Genomic DNA, 24,166 nt, shown 5'->3' with positions numbered 1-24,166 from the left:
CGGACTCACAACCACCAGATGACGGTGGCGGCGAGGGCGATAGCGCCCATGAAGTTCTTGATGTTGCGATCGAAGCGGGTGGCGAGCCGCCTCCAGTCCTTGAGGCGGCAGAACATGCGCTCGATGACGTTGCGCTGTTTGTAGATGGTGCGGTCGTAGTCGTACTGGACCTTGCGGTTGCAGCGCGGCGGGATGACGGCCTGGGTGCCGCGCTGGTCGAGCCACTCGCGCAACTCCTGACTGTCATAGCCCTTGTCGGCGACGAGTTCGACGGATGGGGGCAGCGCCGCGATGCAGGTCTTGGCGACCTTGCAGTCGTGGACGTTGCCGGGCGTCAGCAGGAGGACGTGAGGGCGGCCCTTGGCGTCGCAGACGGCATGGACCTTGGTGTTCCGGCCGCCTTTGGTGCGGCCGATACCATGGGCCAAGGCCCCCCTTTTCCACCGCCTGCGCAGCGGTGGACCTTGATGCAGCTGCTATCGATGAACAGCCGGTCCGGCGCGTCGTCGGCGCCTGCCAGCGCGCTGAAAATCCCCTCCCAGATGCCGCGCTCGGACCAGCGCACGAAGCGATTGTAGAGCGTCTTCTTTGGCCCGTACACGTCCGAGCAGTCCACCCAGCGACCGCCGCAGCGGAGCGCATGCACGATCCCGCTCAGCACCCGGCGATCATCCACACGTGCCTTGCCGCGAACGTCCGTCGGCAGCAGTGGTGCGATCCGCTCCCACTGCGCATCGGAAAACCAGAAGAAATCAGCCATTCCACCGCCTCCACACCAACGCAGTGAATCACGATCCAAGCGGTAGCAAAAGCCGTTATTGGGTCCGGACCCTAACTACTCCGACAATATTATGACGCGGATGCAATGATTTACAGCGCGTTAGCTCGCTGCCCTGCAAGACGCCCCTACGGTTCGTAGGGGTTTCGTTGCATGGGCGTTCAAGCATTATCGTTCTGGCAGGACGTGCTGGTAAACTACGTTCACTCCGACCGGCCCGATCTCACTAACCGGCAGATGGCCATCCTGATGATGGTCTATCTTCGGCCCGGCCCCCATGCCGTTCGTGCCTCGCGGCGGAACTGCGCATCTGCAAGCCGGCGGTCACCCGCGCGCTGAACACCCTCGGCGCCCACGGCTACATCCGGCGCGAGGCGGATCCCGACGACAAGCGCAGCGTCCTCGTCACGCGGACCCGCATGGCGCGGAATTCCTCGACGCCTTCGCCGATCTGGTGGAAAGCCGTCAGCCGAAGGTCGTCCCCGCCTGGATCGGCACGCAGGCGCTGTCCGGTCGCGAGGGCATCGGCAACGCGTAAGCGGACTGGCATCGGGGGCGGAGCCTGCTAAAGGCGCGAGGCTTATGCCCGCTACCGCCCCCGGATTGCTGCCCGAAGGCCTGCGCGACCGGCTTCCTCCCGAGGCCGAGGCGGCGTCGCGCCTGCTCCACCGCATCATCGTGGCGATCGGCCGGCACGGCTATGAACGCGTCCTTCCGCCCTTGGCCGAGTTCGAGGACGGGCTGCTCTCCCGCCTGAAGTCCATGCGCTCGCAGGACCTGCTGCGCATCGTCGATCCGGTCTCGCAGCGCACCCTGGCCCTGCGCCCGGACCTGACGGCGCAAGTGGGGCGCATCGCGACGACCCGCCTCGCCAAGCGGGCGCGCCCGCTCCGCCTCGCCTATGGCGGTCCGGTGCTCAAGTCCCGCGCGACGCAGCTTCGCCCGGAGCGCGAACTCATCCAGGCGGGCGCCGAACTGGTCGGCTCGGACGGCGTCGCCGCCGCGATCGAAGTCATTCGCGTGGCGCTCGACGCCCTCGCCGCAGCCGGGGTCACCGACGTCACGCTCGACCTGACCCTGCCCGACGTCGTCGAGATGCTGGCCGGATCGGCCCTGCCTGTCCCCGATGTCGAAGCCACGCGCCTCATTCTCGACGCCAAGGACGCGGGTGGCCTCGCTGCCGCCGGTGCCGACGCCTATCTCCCGCTCGTCACCGCCGCCGGCCCCGCTGATCGCGCGCTCGCGGCACTCCGCGCCTTCGACGCCGGCGACGCCCTCGACAGCCGCCTCGACGCGATCGAGGCGATCATCTCGGCCGTGGGCGATCGCGCCGCCATCACCGTCGATCCCACCGAGCGCCAGGGCTTCGAATACCAGAGCTGGCTCGGCTTCTCGCTCTTCGGCCAGGGACTGTCGGGAGAGGTCGGGCGCGGCGGCACCTATACCCTACTGCATCCGGACGGACACGAGGAAGCGGCGGTCGGCTTCTCGCTCTACATCGATCCGCTGGTCGACGCTGGCCTCGGCCGCGTCGAGAGCCGGCGCGTGTTCGTGCCCCTCGATGCTGACCGCCGGGTCGCCGAGACCCTCCGCGTGGAAGGTTGGACCACCATCGCTGCCCTGACCGAAGCGGATGATCCCGCCGCGCTCGGATGCACCCACCGGCTCACCGGGCGAGAGCCGCAACCACTTTGAACGACGGAGCCGCCTGAATGGCCAATGTCACCGTGATCGGCGCCCAGTGGGGCGACGAGGGCAAGGGCAAGATCGTCGACTGGCTCGCCGAGCGCGCGCAGGTCGTCGTCCGCTTCCAGGGCGGGCACAATGCCGGCCACACCCTTGTCGTGGGTGACAAGACCTACAAGCTGTCGCTCCTCCCATCCGGCATCGTCCGCGGCACCCTGTCGGTGATCGGCAATGGCGTCGTGCTCGATCCCTGGCACTTCCGCGACGAGGTGGCGAAGCTGACCGGCCAGGGCGTGACGATCACGCCCGACAACCTGCAGATCGCCGAGACGACCCCGCTGATCCTCCCCTTCCACCGCGATCTCGACGGTCTGCGAGAGGATGCGAGCGGCGCGGGCAAGATCGGCACCACTCGGCGCGGCATCGGCCCAGCCTATGAGGACAAGGTCGGCCGCCGCGCCATCCGCGTCTGCGATCTCGCCCATCTCGACGATCTCGGCCCGCAACTCGACCGCCTCTGCGCGCATCACGACGCGCTCCGCGCCGGCTTTGGTGAAGCGCCGATCGACCGCGACCGTCTGCTCGCCGACCTCCGCGAAATCGCCGACGTGATCCTGCCCTTCGCCAGCCCGGTCTGGCGCACGCTCGACGCCGCCAACAAGCGCGGCGACCGTATCCTGTTCGAAGGTGCGCAAGGCGTGCTCCTCGACGTCGATCACGGCACCTATCCGTTCGTGACCTCGTCGAACACCATCGCCGGCACGGCGTCCGGCGGCTCTGGCCTCGGCCCCTCCGCCGCCGGCTTCGTGCTGGGCATCGTCAAGGCCTACACCACCCGCGTCGGCTCCGGCCCTTTCCCGACCGAGCTGGAGGATGAGACCGGTCAGCGTCTTGGCGAGCGCGGCCATGAATTCGGTACGGTCACCGGCCGCAAGCGGCGCTGCGGCTGGTTCGACGCCGTATTGGTCCGCCAGTCCGCCGCCGTCTGTGGCATCACCGGCATCGCGCTGACCAAGGTCGACGTGCTCGACGGCTTCGATGAGATCCGCATCTGCACCGGCTATCGCCTGAACGGGGAGGTCTACGACTACCTCCCGCCTCACGCCCGCGATCAGGCGGCGGTGGAGCCGATCTACGAGACCATCGAGGGCTGGAGCGAGTCGACGGCAGGCGCGCGGAGCTGGGCGGAACTGCCGGCGCAGGCGATCAAATATATCCGCCGCATCGAAGAGCTGATCCAGTGCCCCGTCGCTTTGGTCTCGACCAGCCCGGAGCGGGAGGACACGATCTTGGTCCGGGACCCTTTTCGGGGCTAGGGTCCGGACCCAATAACGGCTTTTGCTACCGCTTGGATCGTGATTCACTGCGTTGGTGTGGAGGCGGTGGAATGGCTGATTTCTTCTGGTTTTCCGATGCGCAGTGGGAGCGGATCGCACCACTGCTGCCGACGGACGTTCGCGGCAAGGCACGTGTGGATGATCGCCGGGTGCTGAGCGGGATCGTGCATGCGCTCCGCTGCGGCGGTCGCTGGGTGGACTGCTCGGACGTGTACGGGCCAAAGAAGACGCTCTACAATCGCTTCGTGCGCTGGTCCGAGCGCGGCATCTGGGAGGGGATTTTCAGCGCGCTGGCAGGCGCCGACGACGCGCCGGACCGGCTGTTCATCGATAGCAGCTGCATCAAGGTCCACCGCTGCGCAGGCGGTGGAAAAGGGGGGCCTTGGCCCATGGTATCGGCCGCACCAAAGGCGGCCGGAACACCAAGGTCCATGCCGTCTGCGACGCCAAGGGCCGCCCTCACGTCCTCCTGCTGACGCCCGGCAACGTCCACGACTGCAAGGTCGCCAAGACCTGCATCGCGGCGCTGCCCCATCCGTCGAACTCGTCGCCGACAAGGGCTATGACAGTCAGGAGTTGCGCGAGTGGCTCGACCAGCGCGGCACCCAGGCCGTCATCCCGCCGCGCTGCAACCGCAAGGTCCAGTACGACTACGACCGCACCATCTACAAACAGCGCAACGTCATCGAGCGCATGTTCTGCCGCCTCAAGGACTGGAGGCGGCTCGCCACCCGCTTCGATCGCAACATCAAGAACTTCATGAGCGCTATCGCCCTCGCCGCCACCGTCATCTGGTGGTTGTGAGTCCGGACCCTAGATCGTCGGCTTCCGTGTAAAGCCCGACTCGACCGCCTCGGTCCAGTCGGACAGGGCCAGGTCTTCGACAGAGGCCCTCGAAGGACCCTGCCGGCATCGTTCGGTAAACATATCGACGGCGTGCGCCGGGCCGGCGACGATCGCCTCCACCGCTCCGTCCCTACGATTGCGAACCCAGCCGTCGAGGCCCGCACCGCGCGCGGTCTCGACGGCCCAGTCGCGGAACCAGACGCCCTGCACCCGTCCGCTGATGACGAGGTGCCGGGCGATCCGGCCTTCACTCATCGCGGCGTGGTGCCGCCCGACGGGCTGGTAGCACTGGTGCCCGGCGTCATGCTGCCGGTGCCGGACGTACCCGTGCCCGGTGTCGTGCGACCCGTTCCGGGCGTCGTTCCCGTACCCGGCGAGAGCGAGCCGTCATGGCGGTCCATCGTTCCCGGCTGCGTCGAGGGGGAGGACGGCGTGTAGGGATTGGAGCTCGTGCCCGGCGTGGTGTTCGGGGAAGTGGGCGACGGAACGCCAGTCCCCGCCGCCGGAGGTGTGGCCGTCCCGCCCGGCGACATCGAACCGGACGAGCTCGTCGTACCGCCCATAGAGGAACCCGTGCCCGGCGCGGTGGTCTGGGCCATGCTCATGGAAGGCACAGCCAAGGCTGCGGCGATGATAAGGGTGCGCATCACGATCTCCTGCATATTGTTGTGCAGGCTTCAACGCGCGGGATCGGAATCGATCCTCTTTCCCAGAACTTAGCGACCGGTCTGCGCCCGATGCAGCAGTTTCTGGTCCGCCAGCACCAGCGCCATCATCGCCTCGACGACAGGCGCGGCCCGAATGCCGACACAAGGATCATGACGGCCTTTGGTGCGCAACTCAGCGGCATTGCCATCCCGGTCGATCGTCTCGCCGGGGGTCAGGATCGAGGATGTCGGCTTCAGCGCGACGCGGACGACCACAGGCTGCCCCGTGCTGATCCCGCCTGCCACGCCGCCCGCGTGATTGGCCAGGAACTGCGGCTTGCCGCCCGCCCCCGGCCGCATCGCGTCCGCATTCTCCTCGCCGGTCAGACGCGCGGCCGCGAACCCATCGCCGATCTCCACGCCCTTCACCGCGTTGATGCTCATCATCGCCGCCGCCAGTTCGCTGTCCAGCTTGGCATAGAGCGGCGCACCCCAGCCTGCCGGGACGCCGCTCGCGACGCACTCGACGATCGCCCCCACCGAGGAACCGGCCTTGCGGGTCCGATCCATGATGTCTTCCCACCGCTCGGCCGCGGCCGCATCCGGGCAGAAGAACGGGTTCTGGTCGATCATCGCGTCGTCGAAGGCGGCCGGATCGATGCGATCGCCGCCCAGTTCGACCAGATACGCCCTGATCGACACCTCCGGGATCACCCCGCGCGCCACCGCGCCCGCCGCCACCCGCGCAGCCGTCTCGCGCGCCGACGAACGCCCGCCTCCGCGATAATCGCGGAACCCATACTTGGCGTCGTAGGCATAGTCCGCGTGACCCGGCCGATAGGCGAGCGCGACCTCCGAATAGTCCTTCGACCGCTGGTCCACATTCTCGATCATAAGGCTGATCGGCGTCCCAGTGGTCCGTCCCTCGAACACGCCGGACAGGATGCGGACCTGATCCGGCTCCTGCCGCTGCGTCGTGAACCGCGACGTGCCCGGCCGCCGCTTGTCGAGCCAGGGCTGGATATCCGCCTCGCTGAGCGCGATACCCGGCGGACACCCGTCCACCACCGCGCCCAGCGCCGGCCCGTGCAATTCCCCCAGGTCGTAAAGCGGAACGCCCGGCCGAAAGTGTTGAAGCTCACTTATCCAGCGCGATGTCTGGCGCGTCCTCTGCCTTCATGCCGACGACATGGTAGCCCGCATCGACATGGTGGACCTCACCGGTGACACCACTCGACAGGTCGGAGAGGAAGTAGAGCCCGGCCCCGCCCACGTCCTCAATCGTCACGTTGCGACGCAGCGGGGCGTTCAGCTCGTTCCACTTCATGATGTAGCGGAAATCGCCGATCCCGCTCGCCGCCAGCGTCTTGATCGGCCCGGCGGAGATCGCGTTCACCCGGATGTTCTCCGGCCCCAGGTCCATCGCCAGATACTTGGTGCTGGCCTCCAGAGCCGCCTTGGCGACACCCATGACGTTGTAATGCGGCACGACCTTCTCGGCACCGTAATAGGTGAGCGTGAGCAGCTTGCCGCCCTCCGGCATCATCGCCCGCGCCCGCTTCGCCACCGCCACGAACGAATAGGCCGAGATGTTCATCGTCATCAGGAAGTTGTCGAGGCTGGTATCGACGAACTTGCCGCGCAACTCGTTCTTGTCGGAATAGCCGATTGCGTGGACGACGAAATCGATCGTCGGCCAGCGCGCCGCCAAGGTCTCGAACGCGGTATCGAGCGCACCCATGTCGGACACGTCGCAGTCGATCAGGAAGTCGGACCCGAGCTGCTCCGCCAGCGGGCGCACGCGCTTCTCCAGTGCCTCGCCCTGGAAGCTGAAGGCCAGTTCCGCGCCATGTTCGTGCAGCTTCTGCGCGATCCCCCAGGCGAGCGACCGGTCATTCGCCAGGCCCATGATCAGCCCGCGCTTGCCCGACATCAATCCGCTCATCACCCCTCCGTTCGCACTGCGGCCTCGGGTTCCTTTAGACCGCCCTCCTCCGGTTCCGCCAGTGCCGCGTTGAGATGCGCGCCGATCACCAGGCCAAGGCCGATAACCCAGAAGAACACCAGCGCTATGATCGTGCCGGCAAGCCCGCCATAGGTGAGGTCATAACCGCCGAGCAGCCCGAGCACCTTGGGCAGCACCGCCGTCGTCCCGATCCACCAAACCGCGACGAACAGCGCGCCCGGCCACTTCTGGCACTTCGAGTAACGGTACTTGGACGGCGTTAGCGAGTAGAAGACGATGTAGAGGGCGAGGAACATCAGCGCGCCCGGCACCAGCTTCGACAGGCCGATCCAGCCGACCACCTCCCGCGCGACCGGCACGAGGCGATAGATGAACTCCTCCACCCCCGTCAGCACCACCTGCGCACTGAAGGAGATCATCACGATCAACACCGATCCGACGATCAGCGCCACCGACCAGATGCGGTACCGCCAGAACGGATAGCTGTACGTCGTGCCATAGGCCCGCCGCAGGATGTCCCGCACTGTCTCGATAAAACTGCCGACTGTCCAAAGTCCGACGAGAGCGCCGAGCCACAGCAGCGGCCCGGTCCGCGCCGCCAGCACCTGGTAGATCGGCTCGCGCAGCAGGTTGGCGACGCTTCTCGGCAGCGTCCGCAGGAACGATGCGACCGCGAGCAGCCCGTCCTCGCTGCGCCCAAAGGTCTGCAGGATTGCCGCCATGACGATGAAGAACGGGAAGAGCGTCAGCAGCGCTAGATAGGCGAGGTTTCCCGCATGGATGAACCCGTCCGAATAGACGCCGATGGCGATCCGCTTCACGACCTTCCACGGGAAGATCAGTGCCTCGAAACGCCCGCGCGGCTCGGGATGGCGACGCCGCTCCTCGGGCGATTCGGGTGAGACCTCCTGCACCGGGCGTTAGACGCCCAGGCCTGCCCGTGGGTTGCGCTCCCGTTCGCTCGTCCAGCTCTCGACAAAGGCCTTCAGCGCCGCGTCATCCTTCGGCACGTCCACCATAACGGTCACCAGCTGGTCGCCCCGGCCGCCGCCCTTGCGATGGAAGCCGCGGCCCTTCAGCCGCATGGTCTTGCCCGATGTCGTGCCCGCGGGAATCGTCAGCATGACGGGCCCTTCAACGGTCGGCACGCGGACCTTACCGCCCTCCACGGCCTCGACCAGCGTGACAGGAAGCTCCAGCATCACATCGTCGCCGTCGCGCGTGAAGAAGCGATGCGGGCCCACGTCGATGGTCACGATCGCATCACCCGCGCCGCCCGGGCCCTGCTCGCCCTGTCCTGCCAAGCGCATCTGCGTACCGGTCTCGACGCCGGGCGGCAGCTTGATGTCAATCGTCTTGCCGCTCGCGATGGTCACGCGCTGGGGCCTCAGCGCCGCCGCTTCCTCGAAGGGAACAGCAAGGCGATAGCCGACATCCGCACCTTTCTGCGGCGGTGCCTGACGACCGAAGCCGCCAAATCCGCCGAAGCCGCCGGCCGGGCCACGGCCGCGACCGCCGCCACCGCCGAACAGCCCTTCGAAGATATCGCCGAAATCGGCGCCCTCGCCCGTTTGGAACTCGAATCCGCCGGGACCGCGCCCAGGGCGAAACCCGCCGCCCGGTGAACCCTGCCCAAAGCCGAAGGGGGCGCGAGGATTCCCGCCCTCGTCGATCTCGCCCCGGTCGTATTGCGCGCGCTTGTCCTTGTCCGACAGCACATCATACGCCTGCGTCACCTCTGAAAAGCGTTCCGCAGCCTTGGGGTTGTCGGCATTGCGATCCGGGTGCAGTTCCTTGGCGAGCTTGCGATAGGCCTTCTTGATCTCCGCCTCGTCCGCCGTGCGCGTCACGCCAAGTCGTGAGTAAAGGTCAGCCATCCGTGCTTCTGTGTCCGTCAGTCTATGATTGTTGCCGATACGCAACGCCTAGATGTGCGCCCATCCGCTTTCGTGCAAGCGGCGGCTGGGCTACGGCCACGGCATGACCGATCCCAATGCCCTGTTCGAAGACTGGTTCGCCGAGGCGCAAGCATCCGAGCCGAACGACCCCAACGCCATGGCGGTCGCGACGGCGGACGCCGGCGGCCGACCCTCCGTCCGCATGGTGCTCCTGAAGGGTCACGACGCCCGCGGCTTCGTCTTCTACACCAACCTCGACAGTCGAAAGGGTGGCGAGCTTGCAGAGAACGCGCATGCCGCCCTCCTCTTCCACTGGAAGTCGTTGCGGCGGCAGGTGCGTGTTGAAGGCCCCGTCTCCCCGGTCGCCACCGCTGAAGCGGACGCCTATTTCGCGAGCCGAGGCCGCGACTCGCAACTGGGCGCCTGGGCTTCCGACCAGTCACGCCCGCTGGATTCGCGCGAGACGTTCGAGGGCCGCTTCGCCGACATGGCAGCTACGTTCGATGGCGTTCCCGTGCCACGCCCGCCACGCTGGTCCGGCTTCCGCGTCAAACCCCAGCGGGTCGAGTTCTGGAGCGACCGCGCGCATCGCCTGCACGAGCGCCGCCTGTTCGTCCGAAGCGGTAGCGGTTGGACCGAGGAGCTGCTCTACCCTTAGGCGGTTGACGGCCCACGCGCCGATGAAGCCGAAGTTGAGATTGTTCTGGTTCTGGAAGCTATTCGCGAGGTTGCGGCCTGTCGACCTGCGTCATCCGGCATTCGTTCGCGCCCCGGCCACTTAGGACTCGACGATGGTGACCCCTACGGGAGGGGGTGGTGAATTCAATAGATATAATGTTTCAAATACTTAAAGCTGGTAGCGGTCGCTGGTCAAGCCCTACTTTGGACCACCTGAATGTACCACCGGTGCGAGAGCGGCGTTGCTACAACCCGCCTCGATTGGTGGAAACCGGCATGGCCGCTTTGGAGCAACCTGCTGGCCTTACACCCTTTCGTTCACACCTCGAGGCCGCAGCCGCGCCGAATGCCCGTACTTGTCCGGGAATGCTGCGAGCAACACCGTAGCTTAGTACCGCAAGGGAAGTGGCCCAGGCCGACAACCGCCTCTCCACAGCATTAGCGGGCAGTGCGGCTAGGTCGAGCAGCCTCGGCTGTTACGGCGGCAATCTCGTCGCATGTCGCGGCCCGCCTGATCCTGCGCAGTGCCTGCAGCGAGCGGTGGAGCTCGGACGCACCCGTATGGGTCAGGAACGGCCACGGCGTGACGACCAGCTCGTCGATCCAGTCCCAGTAGCTATTGAGGTCGGCATCATTTCGGATCACGGCGTCGGCGATCTCGTGTGCCACCCGAAGCGCGCCGAACCCCATCTGCTCCTCGTCAAGCCTCGCGAAGTCGCGAAAGGTGCGCGCGTCGTCTGCCCGGGCGCGCCTGAGGTGGCGTTCGAAACGCGTTCGCGCATCCGCCTCGATCAGCACAATTCGCGCTGCGGGGCGCGCTAGTCGCAGCCAGAGCACCTCCTCGATAGTCCACATCCCGATGATGACCGACAGGTCGGCATTCTCGCGCGCGACGTAATCCGCATGTGTTGCCCCTACCGTCCCCTACTTGGAGGATGGTATGAACCAAGGACGACGCGTGCTTATGAGCTGCAACTGCGAATGCGCGTGGCGGGGCCGTGTGGCCCGGGACTTCCTAGCTTGAAGCCGAACAGCCCCTCTGCCATCGTTAGGATAGGAGGGGCGTGTTGAAAGCCGAAGTTGCCATCCATCCTGTTGCGTCGCTGAGTACAACCAACCTCACTGATGCGCACCGCGTATCGGCCGTTCCAGTTGAGGGCGGCGTAGCCGATGTGGCGCGCCAGATCCGGGAATGGGTCACTGGCTATTCGGGCGACGCGCTTACCCTTGCCGGCAATCTGCGCTCCGCGGTGGCGCGGCTGGACGCGATCACGGCCGCAGAAGAGGAAGAGCGGCGGCTCGGCGAACTCTGGATCCGCGTGCAAGCCGACCTGACGGTGTTTCGGTCGGCGCTCGTTCGGGTCGAAGGCAGCATGACGCAGCAGCTCGGCGTGCGCCTCGCCGCTCTGATGGAGGCTGCCGACACATCGATGACCTCGGTTCTTGAGGCGATCGTCGACAAGTCAGAAGCGTACCTCGCCGCGGCGTCGGGCTGGCGCGAGGCGATGGACCGGCTCCCCGAAACCCATGACTACGCCGGCGCCGCCGCTGCGTACCACGCCGAGAAGCGCCTTGCCGACGACATCCTCTGGCTGGCCGATCACGCCGTTGCGATGAACCGCCAGCCGACGCGCTGCGACTGCCGGCTATCTCCCGAGGATCACGGCCGGGACGCGCATCTGCTCCACGATGCCGGCTTCTCCCGCGCGCCGCTGTTCGAGAGGTGGAGCGCGCCGGCGGTTCGCGAACGCTGGACGCTACGGGCGAAGTCCGATGCGTTACGCCTCGCAGCAACGCCGTCGGCGGAGGGGTTGCGGATCACGCGCACTGCGGAGGCGGGGCCGATTCGCGTGCAACAAGGGCTGGATGCCGCGCGGATCGGTGGGGATTGCGGATCGCTGGTTCTGCGCATCTCGGTCGGTGAGGATGAACCGGGCGCCGTCGCATGGGCCGCCATCATTCAGTCGTCGCCCGGAACCGGAGACTGGACGTTCTTCCGCAAGTTCCGCCTTGAGGAGGAGCCGATTGCCGCGGGCAGTGTTTTCGGCGGAAGCATCGATGCCAGCGGCTTCGATGCGGCGTTCGACTATGAGCTCTGCGTCCAGATGGAGGCGTCGGACACGAGTCTGGACCTGCATGAGATCGATCTCGTTGCAATCCCGCGCAAGGCTGATACGGCGGGTCAAGAGACGACCGCGCCCATCGGGCAAGGCGGATCGCGGGCGAACGCGCTCGTGATCGCATGGGATATGGGGCACAATCCGGTCGGCCGTGCCCATCTGCTCGCCGAGATGCTGGCGCAAAGCGGCAACGTCGCACTGCTCGGCCCACAATTCGATCGCTACGGGAGCGAACTCTGGGCGCCGCTCCGGGGCATGACGTTGCCGCACCGCAGCTTCGCTGCATCGGCGATGCGTGACTTCCTGGAGGGTGCGGTGGAGGCGGCCGCCAAGGCCGATCCGGATGTCGTTGTGGTCAGCAAGGCGCGTTTCCCGAGCATGTTGCTGGCGATGCTGATCAAGCATCGGACGGGTGCTCCGGTCGTTCTCGACATCGACGACCACGAGCTGTCCTTCTTTGCGGATCGATCGCCGCTCAGCCTCCTGGATCTGCTGCGCGACGATGGCGCGCTCGGCGACCTCGACATGCCGTTCGGCGAAAGCTGGACGCGGCTCGCGGAGGGGCTGGTCGGCGGCTTCGACGGGATCACCACGTCGAACGCAGCGCTGAGGCAGCGTTTCGGCGGCGAGATTGTGCGACATGCGCGCGATGGCGCGCGCTTCAGGCCGGATGCGGCTGCGCGCACAGCAACGCGCGCCGACTTCGGGATCGCGGCAGAGGATCGCGTGATCCTGTTCCTCGGCACGCCACGCGCGCACAAGGGCGTGGTGCGGCTGGCGGAGGCTATCGCGCGCCTGGGCGATCCGAACCTTCGCCTGTGTGTGATCGGCACGGCGAATCGGGACATGGCGGCGCGGCTGCGCGCGGTGGCGGGGGCCCGCATCGACCTCCTTCCGGATCAGTCTTGGGAGCGGCTGCCCGATCTCGTGCGGATGGCGGACGGGATCGCCCTGCTGCAGGATCCGGGATCGCCCGTCGCCGAGTACCAGTTCCCCGCCAAGCTCACCGACGCCTTGGCCTCCGGCGTTCCCGTCGCGATCACGGACGTCGCGCCGCTTGCCGACGTCCCTGCCGATGTCGCAGTGCGCATCAAGGACGACGGTGACCTCGATGCCTTCCTTCGCAAGATCGCCGCAGCACCGCAAGCGGCCACCTGGGATACGGCAGGGCGCGCATATTTCGAGCGGGAGTTGAGCTATGCCGCAAACGCTCCCCGGCTTGAGGCCCTGATTGATCGTGTGCGTGCGGCACCACCCGTCTGGCCGGGCCAATGGAGCCGCATCTTCGATTATCTGAGCGACCGCTGGGATGTGTCGCTGCCGCACGGTCGGCCGGACTGGTCGCCGCAGAAACTAAGCGCCCCGCCGCTTCGGCGCGGCGCACGCTTCGACGTTGCGTTTTTCTGGAAGCAGAACGACAGCGGGCTCTACGGCCGGCGGCATGACATGATCGCCAAGTATCTGGCGGAGAGCGGGCGCGTCGGCCGCATCATCCAGTTCGACGCGCCGATCGCCGGCCGCAACCTGACGCAGCAGGCCCGGCCCGATGCCGGGCCGGTGCTGGATCACGGCAGCCTCATCGCATCGGGCGCGATCGAACGCTTCCTTGGTGTGGCAGACGATGCCCGCATTCAGCGACGGACGTTCATTCATTCGAGCGGGCGCAAGGCGGAGAGCCTTCTGGGACGCGCATTGCCCCGCCGCGATGAGTACACGCAATGGGTCGCCGATGTGTTTGGCGAGCGGCATGAAGGGCGGCCGATCATCAGTTGGGTCGCGCCGGTGGCCGACGATTATCCGGCCGTGCACGACGCAATCGGCTTCCCGCTCGCCATTGCCGATCTGGTGGACGATCAGCGAGCTATGGACCAGCAGCCGGAGCGCCGCGCGCGAACGGCGCAGAGCTACGCCGAAACGCTGCGACGCGCCGATATCGTTTTCGCCAATTGCGACAGCGTGGCGGACGCCTTTTCGTCGTTTCGCCAAGACGCGGTGATCGTGCCGAACGCCGCCGAGGCGTTCGCGCCGCTGGGCGCGCCGCCCCGGATCGGCGGCGTTGAAGGGCCTGTCGCCGGTTACGTCGGCAATCTGCGCGACCGGATCGACGTCGCGCTGATCGAGCGGCTGGCGCGCGAACGGCCGGCGCTGACGATCGCCCTGATTGGATCGGCGCATGGTGATCCGCCGGTCCTGAAGCTGCGCGACCTGCCGAACGTTCGCTTCCTCGGCGTAAAGCGGTACGAGGAGGCAGTCGATTACATTCGCGGTTTCGACGTCGCGATCATGCCGCATCTCGACAACGCGATCACCCGGGTGATGAACCCGCTGAAATTGTACGTCTACGGCGCTGCGGGGGTACCGGTGGTCACCACCCAAGTCGCGAACATCGCCGAGCTTGCGCCCTTCGTGCATGTCGCGCGTGACGCGGAGGACTTCATCGCCGCGATTGATCTCGCGATCGCCGCACCGCGCGGGGCACGACCTGCGCTGCCGCCGCAGATGACCTGGCCGGCGCGCATCGAAACGATCCTTGCGACGATCGATGACTATCTCGGCTGAGGGCGTGGCACGGGCGCCAACGCCGCCGTTGGACGATCCAGCAGGAGAGGCGGCGGCACTGGCGGCGCTCGTTTCGACCGTCGAAAGAAGCGAGGAGATCGCGGCACTTCGGCTCCGGATCGATCGGGCAGTCGAGCGCTGGCCCACCCGGCTGCGCTTCCGCCTGATTCGCGCCGATCTGCTCGACAGGAGCGGGCAGACCGATGCCGCCGATGTCGAGCTTGCGACGCTCGGCGATCTCGCTCCGCATGATGCCGCCGTGGATCACAAGCGCATCATGCGGTTGCTGGGCTCAGGCCGGCGTGCCGAAGCGGTCGATCTGTTCGCGACCCGGGTCTGGAGCAACCCCGCGCGCGAGGAGGCGGCGGTGATGCGGCTGCTCAACCAGGTGACGGCCGCGCACAAGGACATGGCGGAGCGCGTCGCTTTTCTCGAGCGGCTGCCACGCGGCGGCGCGCGGGATCGCTTCGTGGATGTGAAGCGCGCGACGATCGCGCTACGCGAGCATGATCGCGCGGGGGCGATGGCACTTTTAGACCGTGCCGCGAAGTTCGGTCCGCTGCCTCCCGAAGGCCGCGTGATCCGGGCCGATCTGTTGCTCGTGAACGGGCGCTTCGACGAAGCGGCGGATCTGGCGGCCGCGCTGGTCGAAGAATTCCCTGACCGCCCGGATATCGTGCGCAAGGCTATCCAGACCGCAGACCTAACCGGCCGGAGCGAGGCCGTAGCAGCGCTGCTCGCCCACGCCATGAAGCGCTGGCCCGAGGATTGGCTGACGCTCTTCCGCTACAACCGCGCGGCGCTGCCCTTTGCCCTGGATCGCGCGACTTACGATCGGCTGACGGCGATCGCGGCGGAGATCGGCGAGGGACGCTGGCACTTCCAGCTGGCGATCGCCGCGCTCCGCCATGGCGATCTCACGCGGGCTTCCGCAATCCTGGAGGCGATCGATCCCGCGCATCCGGTCGCGCAGATGGCGCTGCCGCTGCGCGATGCCTTGCGCTCGCGGCCGGTCGCGCGATGGAACAATCCGCGCGCGGTCTCGAACGATCCGGAGCACGACGTGCAGGTGCGCCGCCACGATGATGCCCGCGCGACCTGCGTCGTCTTCGCCGGGGTGCAGGGCGGGCTCGGCTACCTGCCGTTCTCGCTCGCCGACACGGTGTTCGCCGACTATCCGGTCAACATGGTCTATCTGCGCGATCGGACCAATCTGGGCTTCAACAACGGCGTTGCCGGGCTGGGCGTGGGCGAGGAGGCGATGATCGCCGGCATCGCCCGGATCCTCGACGAGTTGGGCGGTATGCCGCTGGTGACGGCGGGATCGTCGCTGGGCGGGCTTGCCGCAACGCGGGCGGGCACGATGGCGAGTGCCGCGGCGGTGCTCTCCTTCGCCGCGCCGATCCATTTCCGGCCGGGGGCGGACGACAAGCCACGTTTTCGCGCGGAGGCGCTGGGCAATCTGATCGGAACCGGCGAGGACTTGCTTGATCGCGTGCGGGCGGCGAGCGCCATGCGTGTCTATCACTGCTACGGCACGGGGCATCCCGCCGACGTGGCGATCGCAGAAGCCATAGCGGATCTCGGCAACGTCGTGCTGATCCCGGTCCCGTGCGAGGATCACTTTCCGCTGCAGCACATGCTGGCGAGCGGCGCGTTCGGTGCGCTGATGACGCGCATGCTGAGCGAACTGGCGGGCTGAGCATGCCGGGCACGCCCTCCCGCCGCATCGCGGTCACCGGCGTGTTCGATCTCCAGAACTATGGCGATCTGATGTTCCCGGTGATCGCGCGGCACCGGCTCTCGAGCGGGTTCGACGTGGTCCCCGTCGCGCCGACGGCGATGCGGCCGAACCTGTCGGACGCCATCGATCCCGTATCGCTGGCCGAATTATTCGGCGGCAGCTTACGCTTCGACGGGCTGCTGATCGGCGGGGGATACATGATCCATGCGCTGCCGATGGACTTCATGCCCGGCTACGGCCCCGCCGGCGTCGCCGAATGGGCGGGTGCGGGGCTGTGGGTCGGCGCGACGATCGCCGCCGGCGGTGGCGACATGCCGATCGCCTGGAACGCGCCCGGCGTGCCGCACCGCTTCACGCCGCGCCAGAAGCGGCTGATGGCCCCCGTCCTCCGCGCGGCCGACTACGTCGCGGTTCGTGATCGCGGCGCGGCCCAGCTTCTCGACGCACCGGCCGACGTGCCTGTGACGATCGTGCCTGATCCGGTTGCCGATCTGTCGCGCATGTGGCCCAGGTCAGGCCTCGAAGCCGAGTGGCGGGCGCTGCTGGCGCGCAAGGGCGTGAGCGGCGCGGCGCGAACCCTCGCGGTACACCTGCGCGACCGTGCGGTCGCAGGTATCGCGATGGCCGAGATCGCCGCCGCGCTCGATGAACTCGCCCGGCGGCATACGATGCTGCCGGTGCTGGTCGCCGTCGGCGCTAATCATGATGATCCCGCGACGATGCGCGCGCTTGCGGCCGAGATGCAGGGCCCTCGCCTGCTGCTCGACGATCCGCTGAGCCTTCGCGAGATCAGCGCCGCCTTCGCCTTCGCATCGCTCTACATCGGCTCGTCGCTTCACGGCTACATCGCCTCGGCCAGCTATGGCGTGCCGGGGGTTCTCGTCGCGCGGCCGGCCTATCGGAAGTTCTCAGGGTTCCTCGATCACAGCGGTCGGGCGGACGACCTCGCCTTCCAATGGGACGAGGCCTTTGCCAAGGCCGCCGAGCGCGCAGCCTCCGCCCGCAGCACGCCGCTCCCGCCCCACGTCTTCACCGCACTTGACACACATTGGGAGCACGTAACGAAGGTTCTTGCCGCGCCGTCGACGCGGCGGGCACAACGCGACGAACTGCTGGCGCACGCGAAAAATCAGGAGGGGATCGTCGCAATGCTCAGACCCTATCTCAGCCATACGGGCGCATTCAGCCCCGACGCCCTCAGCGGCGCGGGCCTGCGGAGGGCGGGAACGTGAGCGACACGCGGATTCCGCTGGAGCCGGCGGCGCTGAAGGCATGGATGGTCGACTACATAACATCGATCATCGACATCCCTGCGGCCGAGCTGCCCACCGATCAGACGTTCACCTCCTATGGACTCGACTCGGTGGAGGCGGTCGTGATGGCCGGGGTCCTGGAGGAGGAGTTCGGCGTGCCGGTCGACCCGGCGAGCCTGTTCGAGCATCCCTCCATCGACGCCTTCGTCGCCGCCTTCGCAACCGAGCCTGCGTGAGCGGGCGCGCGCCGGACATGTCCATCGTGGTCGTCGCGCATGACATGGCGCGAGAACTCCCGCGCACCCTGCGATCACTTGCCGTGCCGTACCAGCGCGGGCTGGACGACGTCCGCATCGAGATCGTGGTCGTCGACAACGGTTCGCGCGAGCCGATCGAGGCCGCGCAGCTTGGCGGGCTCGGCACACCGGTGCGCGTTCTCGCGCCAGAGCGCGCGACCGGCTCGCCGGTGCCGGCGATCAATCTGGGCTTGCGTGAGGCCCGCGCGGGGCTGATCGGGGTGTGGATCGATGGTGCGCGGCTGGCCTCGCCCGGCCTGCTGCGGGCGGCTTGGGAGGCGGCACAACTTCATCCCCGGCCCGTGATCGCGACGCTCAACTTTCAGCTCGGCCCCCGGCTGCAGTACCTGGCGCGCGATCACGGCTATGATCAGGCGGAAGAGGACCGGCTTCTCGCCGGCATCGGCTGGCCCAAGGACGGTTACCGCCTGTTCGAGATCGCCACTTCGGAGATGCGCGAGGGAGCAGCCGGTCCGCTGCGCGAGAGCAACGGGCTTTTCCTCACACGCGCGCTCTGGAACGAGATGGGCGGCTATGACGAGGCGTTTACCGAGCCGGGCGGCGGTTTCGCCAACCCCGACGCACTGATCCGCGCGATGGCTCTTCCCGGCATCCAGCTGATCCGCATCGCGGGAGAGGGGACCTTCCACCAGATCCATGGCGGGTTGACCACCTCCACCGTTGAAAGCGCGCAAGAGGTCGTGAAGCGTGCCGGCGCAGCCTATGTGCGTCGTCGTGCCCGCCCGCTCGCGCTGATCCGGGAACGCGGCTGGGTGTACGACGCGGCGACGCGACAGGTGTCGGCATGAGCGGCCTCGCGGCGGAGGCGCTTGAGCGCTATCGGGCGGACGGTGTTCTCTTCCCGTTGCCGGCGATCGCGGGGGATGAGATCGCCGCGCTCAACGCCTTGCTCGCGCGGCATGGCGCGGCGCGCGACGGCAGCCTGCCCGCGATCTTCAACCTGAAGGCGCACCTGCTGTTTCCCGATCTGTGGAATCTCGTCCACGATTCGCGCATCGTGGACCCGGTCGCCTCGCTGCTGGGACCGGACGTGCTTTGCTGGGCGGCGAGCTTCTTCGACAAGCCGGCCGGCAGCGTCGCGAACGTCGCCTGGCATCAGGACGCGACCTACTGGGGCCTTGCCCGTCCCGATGCTCTGACGGCGTGGATCGCCTTCACCCCGTCCACACCGGAAAACGGCTGCATGCGCGTGGTGCGGGGATCGCACGTCTCGCAGCGCCGCCATGTCGACGCCGGCGATCCGGAGAACATGCTGCCCGGTGGGGAGCGGATCGCGGCGACGGTGGACGAGGCGACCGCCGTCGACGTGGTGCTTCAGCCCGGGGAGATGTCGATCCACCATCTGCTCACCGTCCACGGTTCGGCACCGAACCGCTCGGTAAACCGGCGCTGCGGCTTCGCAATTCGTTATGTCGCGGCAGCCACCCCGCAGGCACGCGGACACCGCGCCAGCGCGACGCTGGTGCGCGGGCGCGATCACGGCACCTTCGGGCTGGAGGAGATGCCACTCAGCGATCTCGATCCCGCAGCGTTGAGACGCTACGGTGCGATCGTGCGTGAGTCCGCCAGGATGGTGCGGCAGGAGATCGGTCGACATCGCGAAGAGATCTGGCAGGGCGAGCCGTGATCCACGGTCCGCCGCTTGCGCTCGAAGCCGAAACGATCTTCCTCAGCCTGGAGGCTGCGGCGCGGCGGGTGCCGGATCGTGATGCGATCCGTTTCCTCGATCGTGGCGAGGACGTGACCGAGACGCTGAGCTTCGCCACAATCGAGGCGCGCTACCACGCCTTCGCCGCTTCGATCTTCCATCGCGGGCTGGCCGGCCGACCGATCATCCTGGCCCTGCCGCCCGGGCCGGATTTCGCAATCGCGTTCCTCGGGTGCCTTCGCGCGGGATCCATCGCAGTGACGGTGCCCTGGCCTGCGGTCGGCGACGCACGCGAGCGGCTGGCGTCGATCGTCGCTGACGTCGGCGCCGCGACCGTTCTGGCGAGCGCACGTCATGCAGGCGGGACCGGCGATTGCCTGCTGGACGGACTGCCCCGGCTGATGATCGAGGATCTGGACGGGGCTGGCGATCCGCCTCCCATGCCTTCGGGCGAGCAGCCGGCCTTTATCCAGTACAGCTCGGGCTCCACACGTGTGCCACGCGGCATCGTCATCACCCATCGCAACCTCGCCGCGAACCAGGCGATGATCGCCGCCGCGTTCGGGACGCGGCCGGACGATGTCGGGGTGAACTGGTTGCCCCCCTCGCACGACATGGGGCTGATCGGCACATTGCTGCATCCGCTTTACTGCGGGATCACCGCCGTTCTGATGCCCCCCACTGCCTTCATCCAGAAGCCGCTACGCTGGCTCGCCGCCATCGCGCGGCATGGCGGGACGATCGCCGGAGGGCCGAATTTCGCATTCGGCCTGTGCGTCAGGCGCGCCCCGCAGGCGGCGCTGGCCGGGCTCGACCTCAGCCGGTGGCGGATCGCCTTCTGCGGCGCGGAGCCGATCCACGCGGAGACGCTCCGTGGCTTTGCGACGCATCTTGCGCCCTCGGGATTTGACGCATCGGCGTTCCTCCCCTGCTACGGCATGGCAGAAACGACTCTGATCACCACCTGCGCTCGGCCCTCACACGGCGTGCGAGCACTTAGCGACGGGGTTGTGGCGAGCGGGCGGCCGGTTCCCGGCGCAACGCTGGCGATCGAGCCCCAGCCCGACTTCCCGCCCGGCACCGGCGAAATCCGCATCGGCGGCCCGCATGTCTCGCCCGGGGTTTGGGATGGCGTGGCGCAGACGGTCAGGCTCTTTCCGGCGGCACAAGACGGACTCCTCGCCACCGGTGACATCGGCCGGCTCGCCTCCGAGGGAGTCGTCGTGATCGATCGGGTCAAGGACATCGTCATTGTCCATGGACGCAAGGTCCACGCGATCGATATCGAGCAGGCCGCGATCTTGGCCGAGCCCGCCATCAACGCAGCCGCCGCCTTCGCCGTTTCGGACGGAGTGGGCGAGACTGCCGTCCTGCTCTGCGAGTTGCGCCCGCGCGAACTGGCAGGATTGGACGACGCGCTCCGCGAACGCATCGCAGCCAGCGTTGCCGATCGTACCGGCATTTCGCCGCGACTGAGGTTCGTGCGCAGCGGCGCGCTGCCGCGAACGACCAGCGGCAAGATCCGCCGGCAAGCGGCACGGGCGGCGTATTTGTCCGGGCTCCTGCATGATGCGGATCGGGCAGCATGATGGCACCCGAGGAGATCACCTCTAGATTCGAGCGGGAGGGCTATGCCGCGCCGCTTGCTGCCATCGGCGCGCGGGACGCAGGCAAGCTGCTGGCCGAGTTGGAGGAGATCGAGGGTCGCAAGGGCGGCCGCATACCCCCCGCCTTCAATGCCAAGCCACACCTGCTGCTGCCGTCGCTGTGGTTCGTCGTCCACGACGTCCGTATCGTCGACGCGGTTGAGGCGGTGCTCGGCCCCGATCTGCTTTGCTATGGCAGCAGCTTCATCTCCAAACCTGCGGGCGGCGCGGCGCATGTCTCCTGGCATCAGGATGCGACGCATTGGGGCCTCTCCGAGCCTCGCGCGGTGACCGCCTGGATCGCGCTGACGCCGAGCGACCGGGAGAATGGCTGCGTTCGCGTGGTGCCGGGAACGCATACCCGCCCGATCGACCACGACCATCCCGTCGATCCGGCGAATCTGCTCGGGCGCAAGGAACGGGTACTGCGCGAGGTTGCGGAGGAAGAAGCGGTCGATCTCGTCCTCGCCCCCGGCGAGATGTCGCTGCACCATCCGCTGCTCGTCCATGGCTCGGCCCCGAATCGAAGCGGAAGGCGACGCGTCGGCTTCGCGGTGCGCTACATCGCCGCGCAAACGACGTTGACGGGCGGGCGGCGTGGCTCTGCGACCCACATCCGTGGGGCGGCAGGCATCGGCTTCGATCTCGAGCAGGCACCCGAAAGCGCGATGGGACGGCCCGCGATGATGCGCCATGCCGCGATCCTGCGCAGCGGCATGGCCGTCATCTACGGCGATTGAATTTGGCCGAGACACGCTTTCCGCTGCCGCCCGCGCCGTTCGATCCGAGTCCGCCCGCCGCGGCCGCGATCGCGCGCGGGATCGGCGGCTGGGTGATCACGCGCCATGCACTTGCGCTCGATGCGTTTCGCATCGATGCGCTGACGACAGTCGATGCGGCGTCCGAGGTCGAGCGGGTAAGCGTTCGCGCCGCACGCCCCGTCCACCATCTCGTACAGGTTTTGCGCGGGAACAGTGTATTCCAGTCGGGCGATGACCACGCCGCCAGCCGCGCGGCGATGATCCGCACGATGCGCACCGGGATGGAGCGTTGGACGCCCGCGAGGGTCGACGCGCTTTGCACGAGCCTGATCGAGGGTCTGCCCGAAGGCGAGGCGGACATGCTTGCCGGCTATGGTGCGCCGCTTGCGACGGCGCTCGCGGCCGACATGCTGGGCCTCCCGCGCGACATCGCAGCCGCGCTGCGCGATACAGGTGCCGAACTCCTCACCGCGCCCCGCCCCTTCCTGTCATTGCGCGAACACGCTGCGCTGAACACGCTAGCCGCAGACGCGGTGAGGCGGCTTGGCGAGGCGGTGCCTGCCGTCAGCCATGCGGAGAGGAACCTGCATCTCGATCTATTCTTCCTGACGGCGGCGAGCGTGACCGTCGCGTCGGTGCTCGCGTCCGCGTGCTGGACGCTCGCGCAGCTTCCCGCCCTGCAACGGCGCCTCCGTAGCGACTGCCGGTTGACCGCCGGCTTTGTCGAGGAGATGCTGCGCCTCGCACCCCCGATCGCCCGGTCGAGCGCGCGGCGCGCCACGTGTTCCGTCGAGATCGGCGGCCATGCGATCTCGCGCGGCGAACTCGTCACGATCGACATCGCCCGATGTCAGCGCGATCCGGCCGCCTTCCCAAACCCTGACGTTGTCGATCTGGAGAGGAAGGCGGCGCTGATGAGCTTCGGCAATGGCGCCCACGCCTGCATCGGCGCGCGGCTGGCGCGGATTGAGTTTGCGGCTGCTCTTCAGGCGCTGTTGCGCGACTGCGATCTTGCGCCGGCAACTGCCCTGCCGGTCCTTAGCACCGACGCCGACATGCCCTTCGTCAAGGCGATGCCGGTCCTGGTCACGCGCAGAACAGGCTAGCGCCGTTCAGCCCTTCGCGCTTTCTCCCCCGCGCGCTTCCGTTCGAGGCGATCCAGGATCAGTGCACCGAGGGTCTCGACATGCGCGGCGACGATCTCGCGCTGCTCAGGCGTCCCGCCGCCGCCGGGCTGGAACTCCGGCAACTCTGTCACCTGCGCGCCAATTTCCTTGATCCGCTGTGCGAACCGCGGCGCAGGAATGTTGTACGAGTTGAGCATGCTGGCGGTAATCTCGGCTAGAAAGAGGCCTTGCGCGACCACCATGCCCTCAAGCTGGTCCAGAGCGTCGTTCGATACGGTGCTATCTTCGCTCATCCTGAGCCTCCGAATCATCAGCATCGCCGGCGAATGCAGAAGGGGGTTGATGACGGCGCGCTCGGCGGGCGCCGCTTGCCTGGGTTCGAGCAGCCAGCTCTGCTTGACGTGGCGGACGGTAAAACCATGCTCGTCGGCGAAGGCGATGACGTTCTGCTGCATTCGCAGGACGCCGTTCTCGTCCGGCCACAGCCAGTCGTCGCCACACAGCATCGCTTCCGGAAACAAGCGGTAGGCCTCGTCCAGCGCATCGCGCGTCTTGTCGGCGTCAATGTAGATGAGCTCGGGCTTGATCTGGTATTGCGCCAGATAGGCGAACGCCTCGGGCGCGCGGCGGCGGACGGGCACGAACCGCTCCTTCAGGTCGCGCAGGTTGTTGAGCGCGATCTGAAAATTGCCGGCTTCCACCAGCGAATCGCAGATCGCGTCGATCTCCTCGCGACTGAAATGGGCGATATGCGCGCGCATCTTCGGAACGGCCGCCAGGCGGCGGATGTAAGGTGCCCAGTTCCCCTCCCAGGGATCCACGCCGATCACCGTCAGATCGTCAGAGGCTGCAAGCCAGCGCCGCGCCGATCCGCCGAGAAAGCAGCCGACCTCGACCATCAGGCTCACCTGCCGGTCGCGGATCGTCTCCTCGATCAGCGACCGGCCGCCGTCGCCGCCATCCAGTGAAAGGTGGAAGGGCGCGATTGGAGCCGGCGGCGCCTCGACCCAGGGATTGTCGCGGCGAAGTGCCGCCAAGCCGGAGAGGAGCGGGCCGTACATCGCGGGACAGACAACAGCCAGGGCACGACACTGTCAACCGATCCGTGCTCGGCGCGTTGGTCGGGGATCGTTGCCGGAGCTTTGACCTTGACGG

22 protein-coding genes and 3 pseudogenes are annotated in these 24,166 nt (G+C 67.5%); 16 read left to right on the top strand and 9 right to left on the bottom strand.

Annotated features, from left to right (window positions below):
* Positions 1 to 5 precede the first annotated feature (5 nt).
* Positions 6 to 760 (bottom strand): IS5 family transposase gene (locus tag ACM608_RS01185; protein ID WP_419681115.1). Its coding sequence is split into 2 segments (ribosomal slippage): positions 6 to 416 and positions 419 to 760, totalling 753 coding nucleotides; the frame shifts between segments, so codons are not numbered across the junction.
* 320 nt (positions 761 to 1,080) lie between these two features.
* Here ACM608_RS01185 and ACM608_RS01180 point away from each other — a divergent pair.
* Positions 1,081 to 1,128 (top strand): annotated as a pseudogene (locus ACM608_RS01180) (hypothetical protein); the annotation flags it as partial.
* 8 nt (positions 1,129 to 1,136) lie between these two features.
* Here ACM608_RS01180 and ACM608_RS01175 read toward each other — a convergent pair.
* Positions 1,137 to 1,328 carry a hypothetical protein gene (locus ACM608_RS01175; RefSeq protein ID WP_419681113.1) on the bottom strand — a complete coding sequence of 64 codons (192 nt, stop codon included), beginning with the start codon at positions 1,326 to 1,328 and terminating at the stop codon, positions 1,137 to 1,139.
* 32 nt (positions 1,329 to 1,360) lie between these two features.
* Here ACM608_RS01175 and ACM608_RS01170 point away from each other — a divergent pair, with 32 nt between their 5' ends.
* The 3 genes and pseudogenes from ACM608_RS01170 (at position 1,361) to ACM608_RS01160 (ending at position 4,605) form a co-directional block, all read left to right on the top strand.
* Positions 1,361 to 2,473 (top strand): ATP phosphoribosyltransferase regulatory subunit, encoded by a 1,113-nt coding sequence (locus ACM608_RS01170; RefSeq protein ID WP_419681111.1) that lies wholly within the window; start codon positions 1,361 to 1,363, stop codon positions 2,471 to 2,473.
* A 17-nt stretch (positions 2,474 to 2,490) separates the two neighbouring features.
* Positions 2,491 to 3,780: an adenylosuccinate synthase gene (locus tag ACM608_RS01165; protein WP_419681110.1), complete on the top strand. Its 1,290-nt coding sequence runs from the start codon at positions 2,491 to 2,493 to the stop codon at positions 3,778 to 3,780.
* A 71-nt stretch (positions 3,781 to 3,851) separates the two neighbouring features.
* Positions 3,852 to 4,605, top strand: a pseudogene (locus ACM608_RS01160) (IS5 family transposase).
* A 9-nt stretch (positions 4,606 to 4,614) separates the two neighbouring features.
* On the opposite strand, the gene ACM608_RS01155 reads toward ACM608_RS01160, so the two are convergent.
* Positions 4,615 to 4,902: an acylphosphatase gene (locus tag ACM608_RS01155; RefSeq protein ID WP_419681108.1), complete on the bottom strand. Its 288-nt coding sequence runs from the start codon at positions 4,900 to 4,902 to the stop codon at positions 4,615 to 4,617.
* Here ACM608_RS01155 and ACM608_RS01150 point away from each other — a divergent pair.
* Both ACM608_RS01150 and ACM608_RS01145 read left to right on the top strand, forming a co-directional pair.
* Complete coding sequence (locus tag ACM608_RS01150; RefSeq protein ID WP_419681107.1) at positions 4,876 to 5,085, top strand: hypothetical protein; 210 nt, start codon at positions 4,876 to 4,878, stop codon at positions 5,083 to 5,085. The two genes, ACM608_RS01155 and ACM608_RS01150, sit on opposite strands and share 27 nt — an antisense overlap.
* 3 nt (positions 5,086 to 5,088) lie before the next feature.
* Positions 5,089 to 5,367 carry a hypothetical protein gene (locus ACM608_RS01145; RefSeq protein WP_419681105.1) on the top strand — a complete coding sequence of 93 codons (279 nt, stop codon included), beginning with the start codon at positions 5,089 to 5,091 and terminating at the stop codon, positions 5,365 to 5,367.
* Here the strand turns inward: ACM608_RS01145 and aroC are convergent.
* The 4 genes and pseudogenes from aroC to ACM608_RS01125 form a co-directional block, all read right to left on the bottom strand.
* A pseudogene (gene aroC / locus ACM608_RS01140) lies at positions 5,364 to 6,436 on the bottom strand (chorismate synthase). The gene ACM608_RS01145 and the pseudogene aroC overlap by 4 nt on opposite strands.
* Positions 6,433 to 7,239 carry an enoyl-ACP reductase FabI gene (gene fabI, locus ACM608_RS01135; RefSeq protein ID WP_419681103.1) on the bottom strand — a complete coding sequence of 269 codons (807 nt, stop codon included), beginning with the start codon at positions 7,237 to 7,239 and terminating at the stop codon, positions 6,433 to 6,435. Before fabI ends, aroC begins: the two are co-directional and overlap by 4 nt.
* Positions 7,239 to 8,174, bottom strand: coding sequence for a YihY/virulence factor BrkB family protein (locus ACM608_RS01130; protein ID WP_419681101.1), 936 nt, complete (start codon positions 8,172 to 8,174; stop codon positions 7,239 to 7,241). The genes fabI and ACM608_RS01130 overlap by 1 nt, the downstream gene beginning before the upstream one ends.
* Positions 8,175 to 8,180: 6 nt before the next feature.
* Positions 8,181 to 9,137, bottom strand: coding sequence for a DnaJ C-terminal domain-containing protein (locus ACM608_RS01125; protein ID WP_419681099.1), 957 nt, complete (start codon positions 9,135 to 9,137; stop codon positions 8,181 to 8,183).
* A gap of 103 nt (positions 9,138 to 9,240) precedes the next feature.
* Between ACM608_RS01125 and pdxH the strand changes: the two genes are divergently transcribed.
* A complete protein-coding gene (pdxH, locus tag ACM608_RS01120) occupies positions 9,241 to 9,816 on the top strand; it encodes a pyridoxamine 5'-phosphate oxidase (protein ID WP_419681097.1) in 576 nt (191 codons plus the stop codon).
* A gap of 458 nt (positions 9,817 to 10,274) precedes the next feature.
* Here pdxH and ACM608_RS01115 read toward each other — a convergent pair whose 3' ends face one another.
* On the bottom strand, positions 10,275 to 10,634 hold the full coding sequence (locus tag ACM608_RS01115) for a hypothetical protein (protein WP_419681095.1): 360 nt from the start codon (positions 10,632 to 10,634) through the stop codon (positions 10,275 to 10,277).
* 374 nt (positions 10,635 to 11,008) lie between these two features.
* Between ACM608_RS01115 and ACM608_RS01110 the strand changes: the two genes are divergently transcribed.
* The 9 genes from ACM608_RS01110 to ACM608_RS01070 are packed head-to-tail and all read left to right on the top strand — an operon-like array spanning position 11,009 to position 22,990.
* The gene (locus ACM608_RS01110; protein WP_419681094.1) at positions 11,009 to 14,515 is read left to right on the top strand and encodes a glycosyltransferase family 4 protein; all 3,507 of its coding nucleotides are present in this window, start codon (positions 11,009 to 11,011) and stop codon (positions 14,513 to 14,515) included.
* 4 nt (positions 14,516 to 14,519) lie between these two features.
* The gene (locus tag ACM608_RS01105) at positions 14,520 to 16,217 is read left to right on the top strand and encodes a tetratricopeptide repeat protein (protein ID WP_419681092.1); all 1,698 of its coding nucleotides are present in this window, start codon (positions 14,520 to 14,522) and stop codon (positions 16,215 to 16,217) included.
* A 2-nt stretch (positions 16,218 to 16,219) separates the two neighbouring features.
* Positions 16,220 to 17,491, top strand: coding sequence for a polysaccharide pyruvyl transferase family protein (locus tag ACM608_RS01100; protein WP_419681089.1), 1,272 nt, complete (start codon positions 16,220 to 16,222; stop codon positions 17,489 to 17,491).
* Entirely contained in the window at positions 17,488 to 17,748 is a 261-nt protein-coding gene (locus tag ACM608_RS01095) for an acyl carrier protein (RefSeq protein WP_419681088.1), read from the top strand. The genes ACM608_RS01100 and ACM608_RS01095 overlap by 4 nt, the downstream gene beginning before the upstream one ends.
* On the top strand, positions 17,745 to 18,617 hold the full coding sequence (locus ACM608_RS01090) for a glycosyltransferase family 2 protein (RefSeq protein WP_419681086.1): 873 nt from the start codon (positions 17,745 to 17,747) through the stop codon (positions 18,615 to 18,617). Before ACM608_RS01095 ends, ACM608_RS01090 begins: the two co-directional genes overlap by 4 nt.
* Positions 18,614 to 19,456 (top strand): phytanoyl-CoA dioxygenase family protein, encoded by an 843-nt coding sequence (locus ACM608_RS01085; protein ID WP_419681084.1) that lies wholly within the window; start codon positions 18,614 to 18,616, stop codon positions 19,454 to 19,456. Before ACM608_RS01090 ends, ACM608_RS01085 begins: the two co-directional genes overlap by 4 nt.
* On the top strand, positions 19,453 to 21,066 hold the full coding sequence (locus ACM608_RS01080) for an AMP-binding protein (protein WP_419681083.1): 1,614 nt from the start codon (positions 19,453 to 19,455) through the stop codon (positions 21,064 to 21,066). Before ACM608_RS01085 ends, ACM608_RS01080 begins: the two co-directional genes overlap by 4 nt.
* On the top strand, positions 21,063 to 21,863 hold the full coding sequence (locus ACM608_RS01075) for a phytanoyl-CoA dioxygenase family protein (RefSeq protein WP_419681081.1): 801 nt from the start codon (positions 21,063 to 21,065) through the stop codon (positions 21,861 to 21,863). Before ACM608_RS01080 ends, ACM608_RS01075 begins: the two co-directional genes overlap by 4 nt.
* The gene (locus ACM608_RS01070) at positions 21,860 to 22,990 is read left to right on the top strand and encodes a cytochrome P450 (RefSeq protein ID WP_419681079.1); all 1,131 of its coding nucleotides are present in this window, start codon (positions 21,860 to 21,862) and stop codon (positions 22,988 to 22,990) included. The genes ACM608_RS01075 and ACM608_RS01070 overlap by 4 nt, the downstream gene beginning before the upstream one ends.
* On the opposite strand, the gene ACM608_RS01065 is transcribed toward ACM608_RS01070, so the two are convergent.
* Positions 22,987 to 24,072 (bottom strand): hypothetical protein, encoded by a 1,086-nt coding sequence (locus ACM608_RS01065; RefSeq protein WP_419681077.1) that lies wholly within the window; start codon positions 24,070 to 24,072, stop codon positions 22,987 to 22,989. The genes ACM608_RS01070 and ACM608_RS01065 overlap by 4 nt on opposite strands.
* Positions 24,073 to 24,166: the final 94 nt, after the last annotated feature.

This window comes from Sphingomonas sp. ID0503 (assembly GCF_048565625.1).
Taxonomy (GTDB): domain Bacteria; phylum Pseudomonadota; class Alphaproteobacteria; order Sphingomonadales; family Sphingomonadaceae; genus JBLZUR01.
The sequence above is the reverse complement of the archived record's forward strand: the minus strand, read 5'-3'. Positions and strand labels throughout refer to the sequence as shown.

Bases quoted from the DNA above. Each gene is read 5' to 3' on its own strand.
- ACM608_RS01175 (WP_419681113.1), bottom strand. From the start codon at position 1,328: ATGCCAGTCCGCTTACGCGTTGCCGATGCCCTCGCGACCGGACAGCGC.
- ACM608_RS01170 (WP_419681111.1), top strand. From the start codon at position 1,361: ATGCCCGCTACCGCCCCCGGATTGCTGCCCGAAGGCCTGCGCGACCGG.
- ACM608_RS01165 (WP_419681110.1), top strand. From the start codon at position 2,491: ATGGCCAATGTCACCGTGATCGGCGCCCAGTGGGGCGACGAGGGCAAG.
- ACM608_RS01155 (WP_419681108.1), bottom strand. From the start codon at position 4,902: ATGAGTGAAGGCCGGATCGCCCGGCACCTCGTCATCAGCGGACGGGTG.
- fabI (WP_419681103.1), bottom strand. From the start codon at position 7,239: ATGAGCGGATTGATGTCGGGCAAGCGCGGGCTGATCATGGGCCTGGCG.
- ACM608_RS01125 (WP_419681099.1), bottom strand. From the start codon at position 9,137: ATGGCTGACCTTTACTCACGACTTGGCGTGACGCGCACGGCGGACGAG.
- pdxH (WP_419681097.1), top strand. From the start codon at position 9,241: ATGACCGATCCCAATGCCCTGTTCGAAGACTGGTTCGCCGAGGCGCAA.
- ACM608_RS01100 (WP_419681089.1), top strand. From the start codon at position 16,220: ATGCCGGGCACGCCCTCCCGCCGCATCGCGGTCACCGGCGTGTTCGAT.
- ACM608_RS01085 (WP_419681084.1), top strand. From the start codon at position 18,614: ATGAGCGGCCTCGCGGCGGAGGCGCTTGAGCGCTATCGGGCGGACGGT.
- ACM608_RS01075 (WP_419681081.1), top strand. From the start codon at position 21,063: ATGATGGCACCCGAGGAGATCACCTCTAGATTCGAGCGGGAGGGCTAT.
- ACM608_RS01065 (WP_419681077.1), bottom strand. From the start codon at position 24,072: ATGTACGGCCCGCTCCTCTCCGGCTTGGCGGCACTTCGCCGCGACAAT.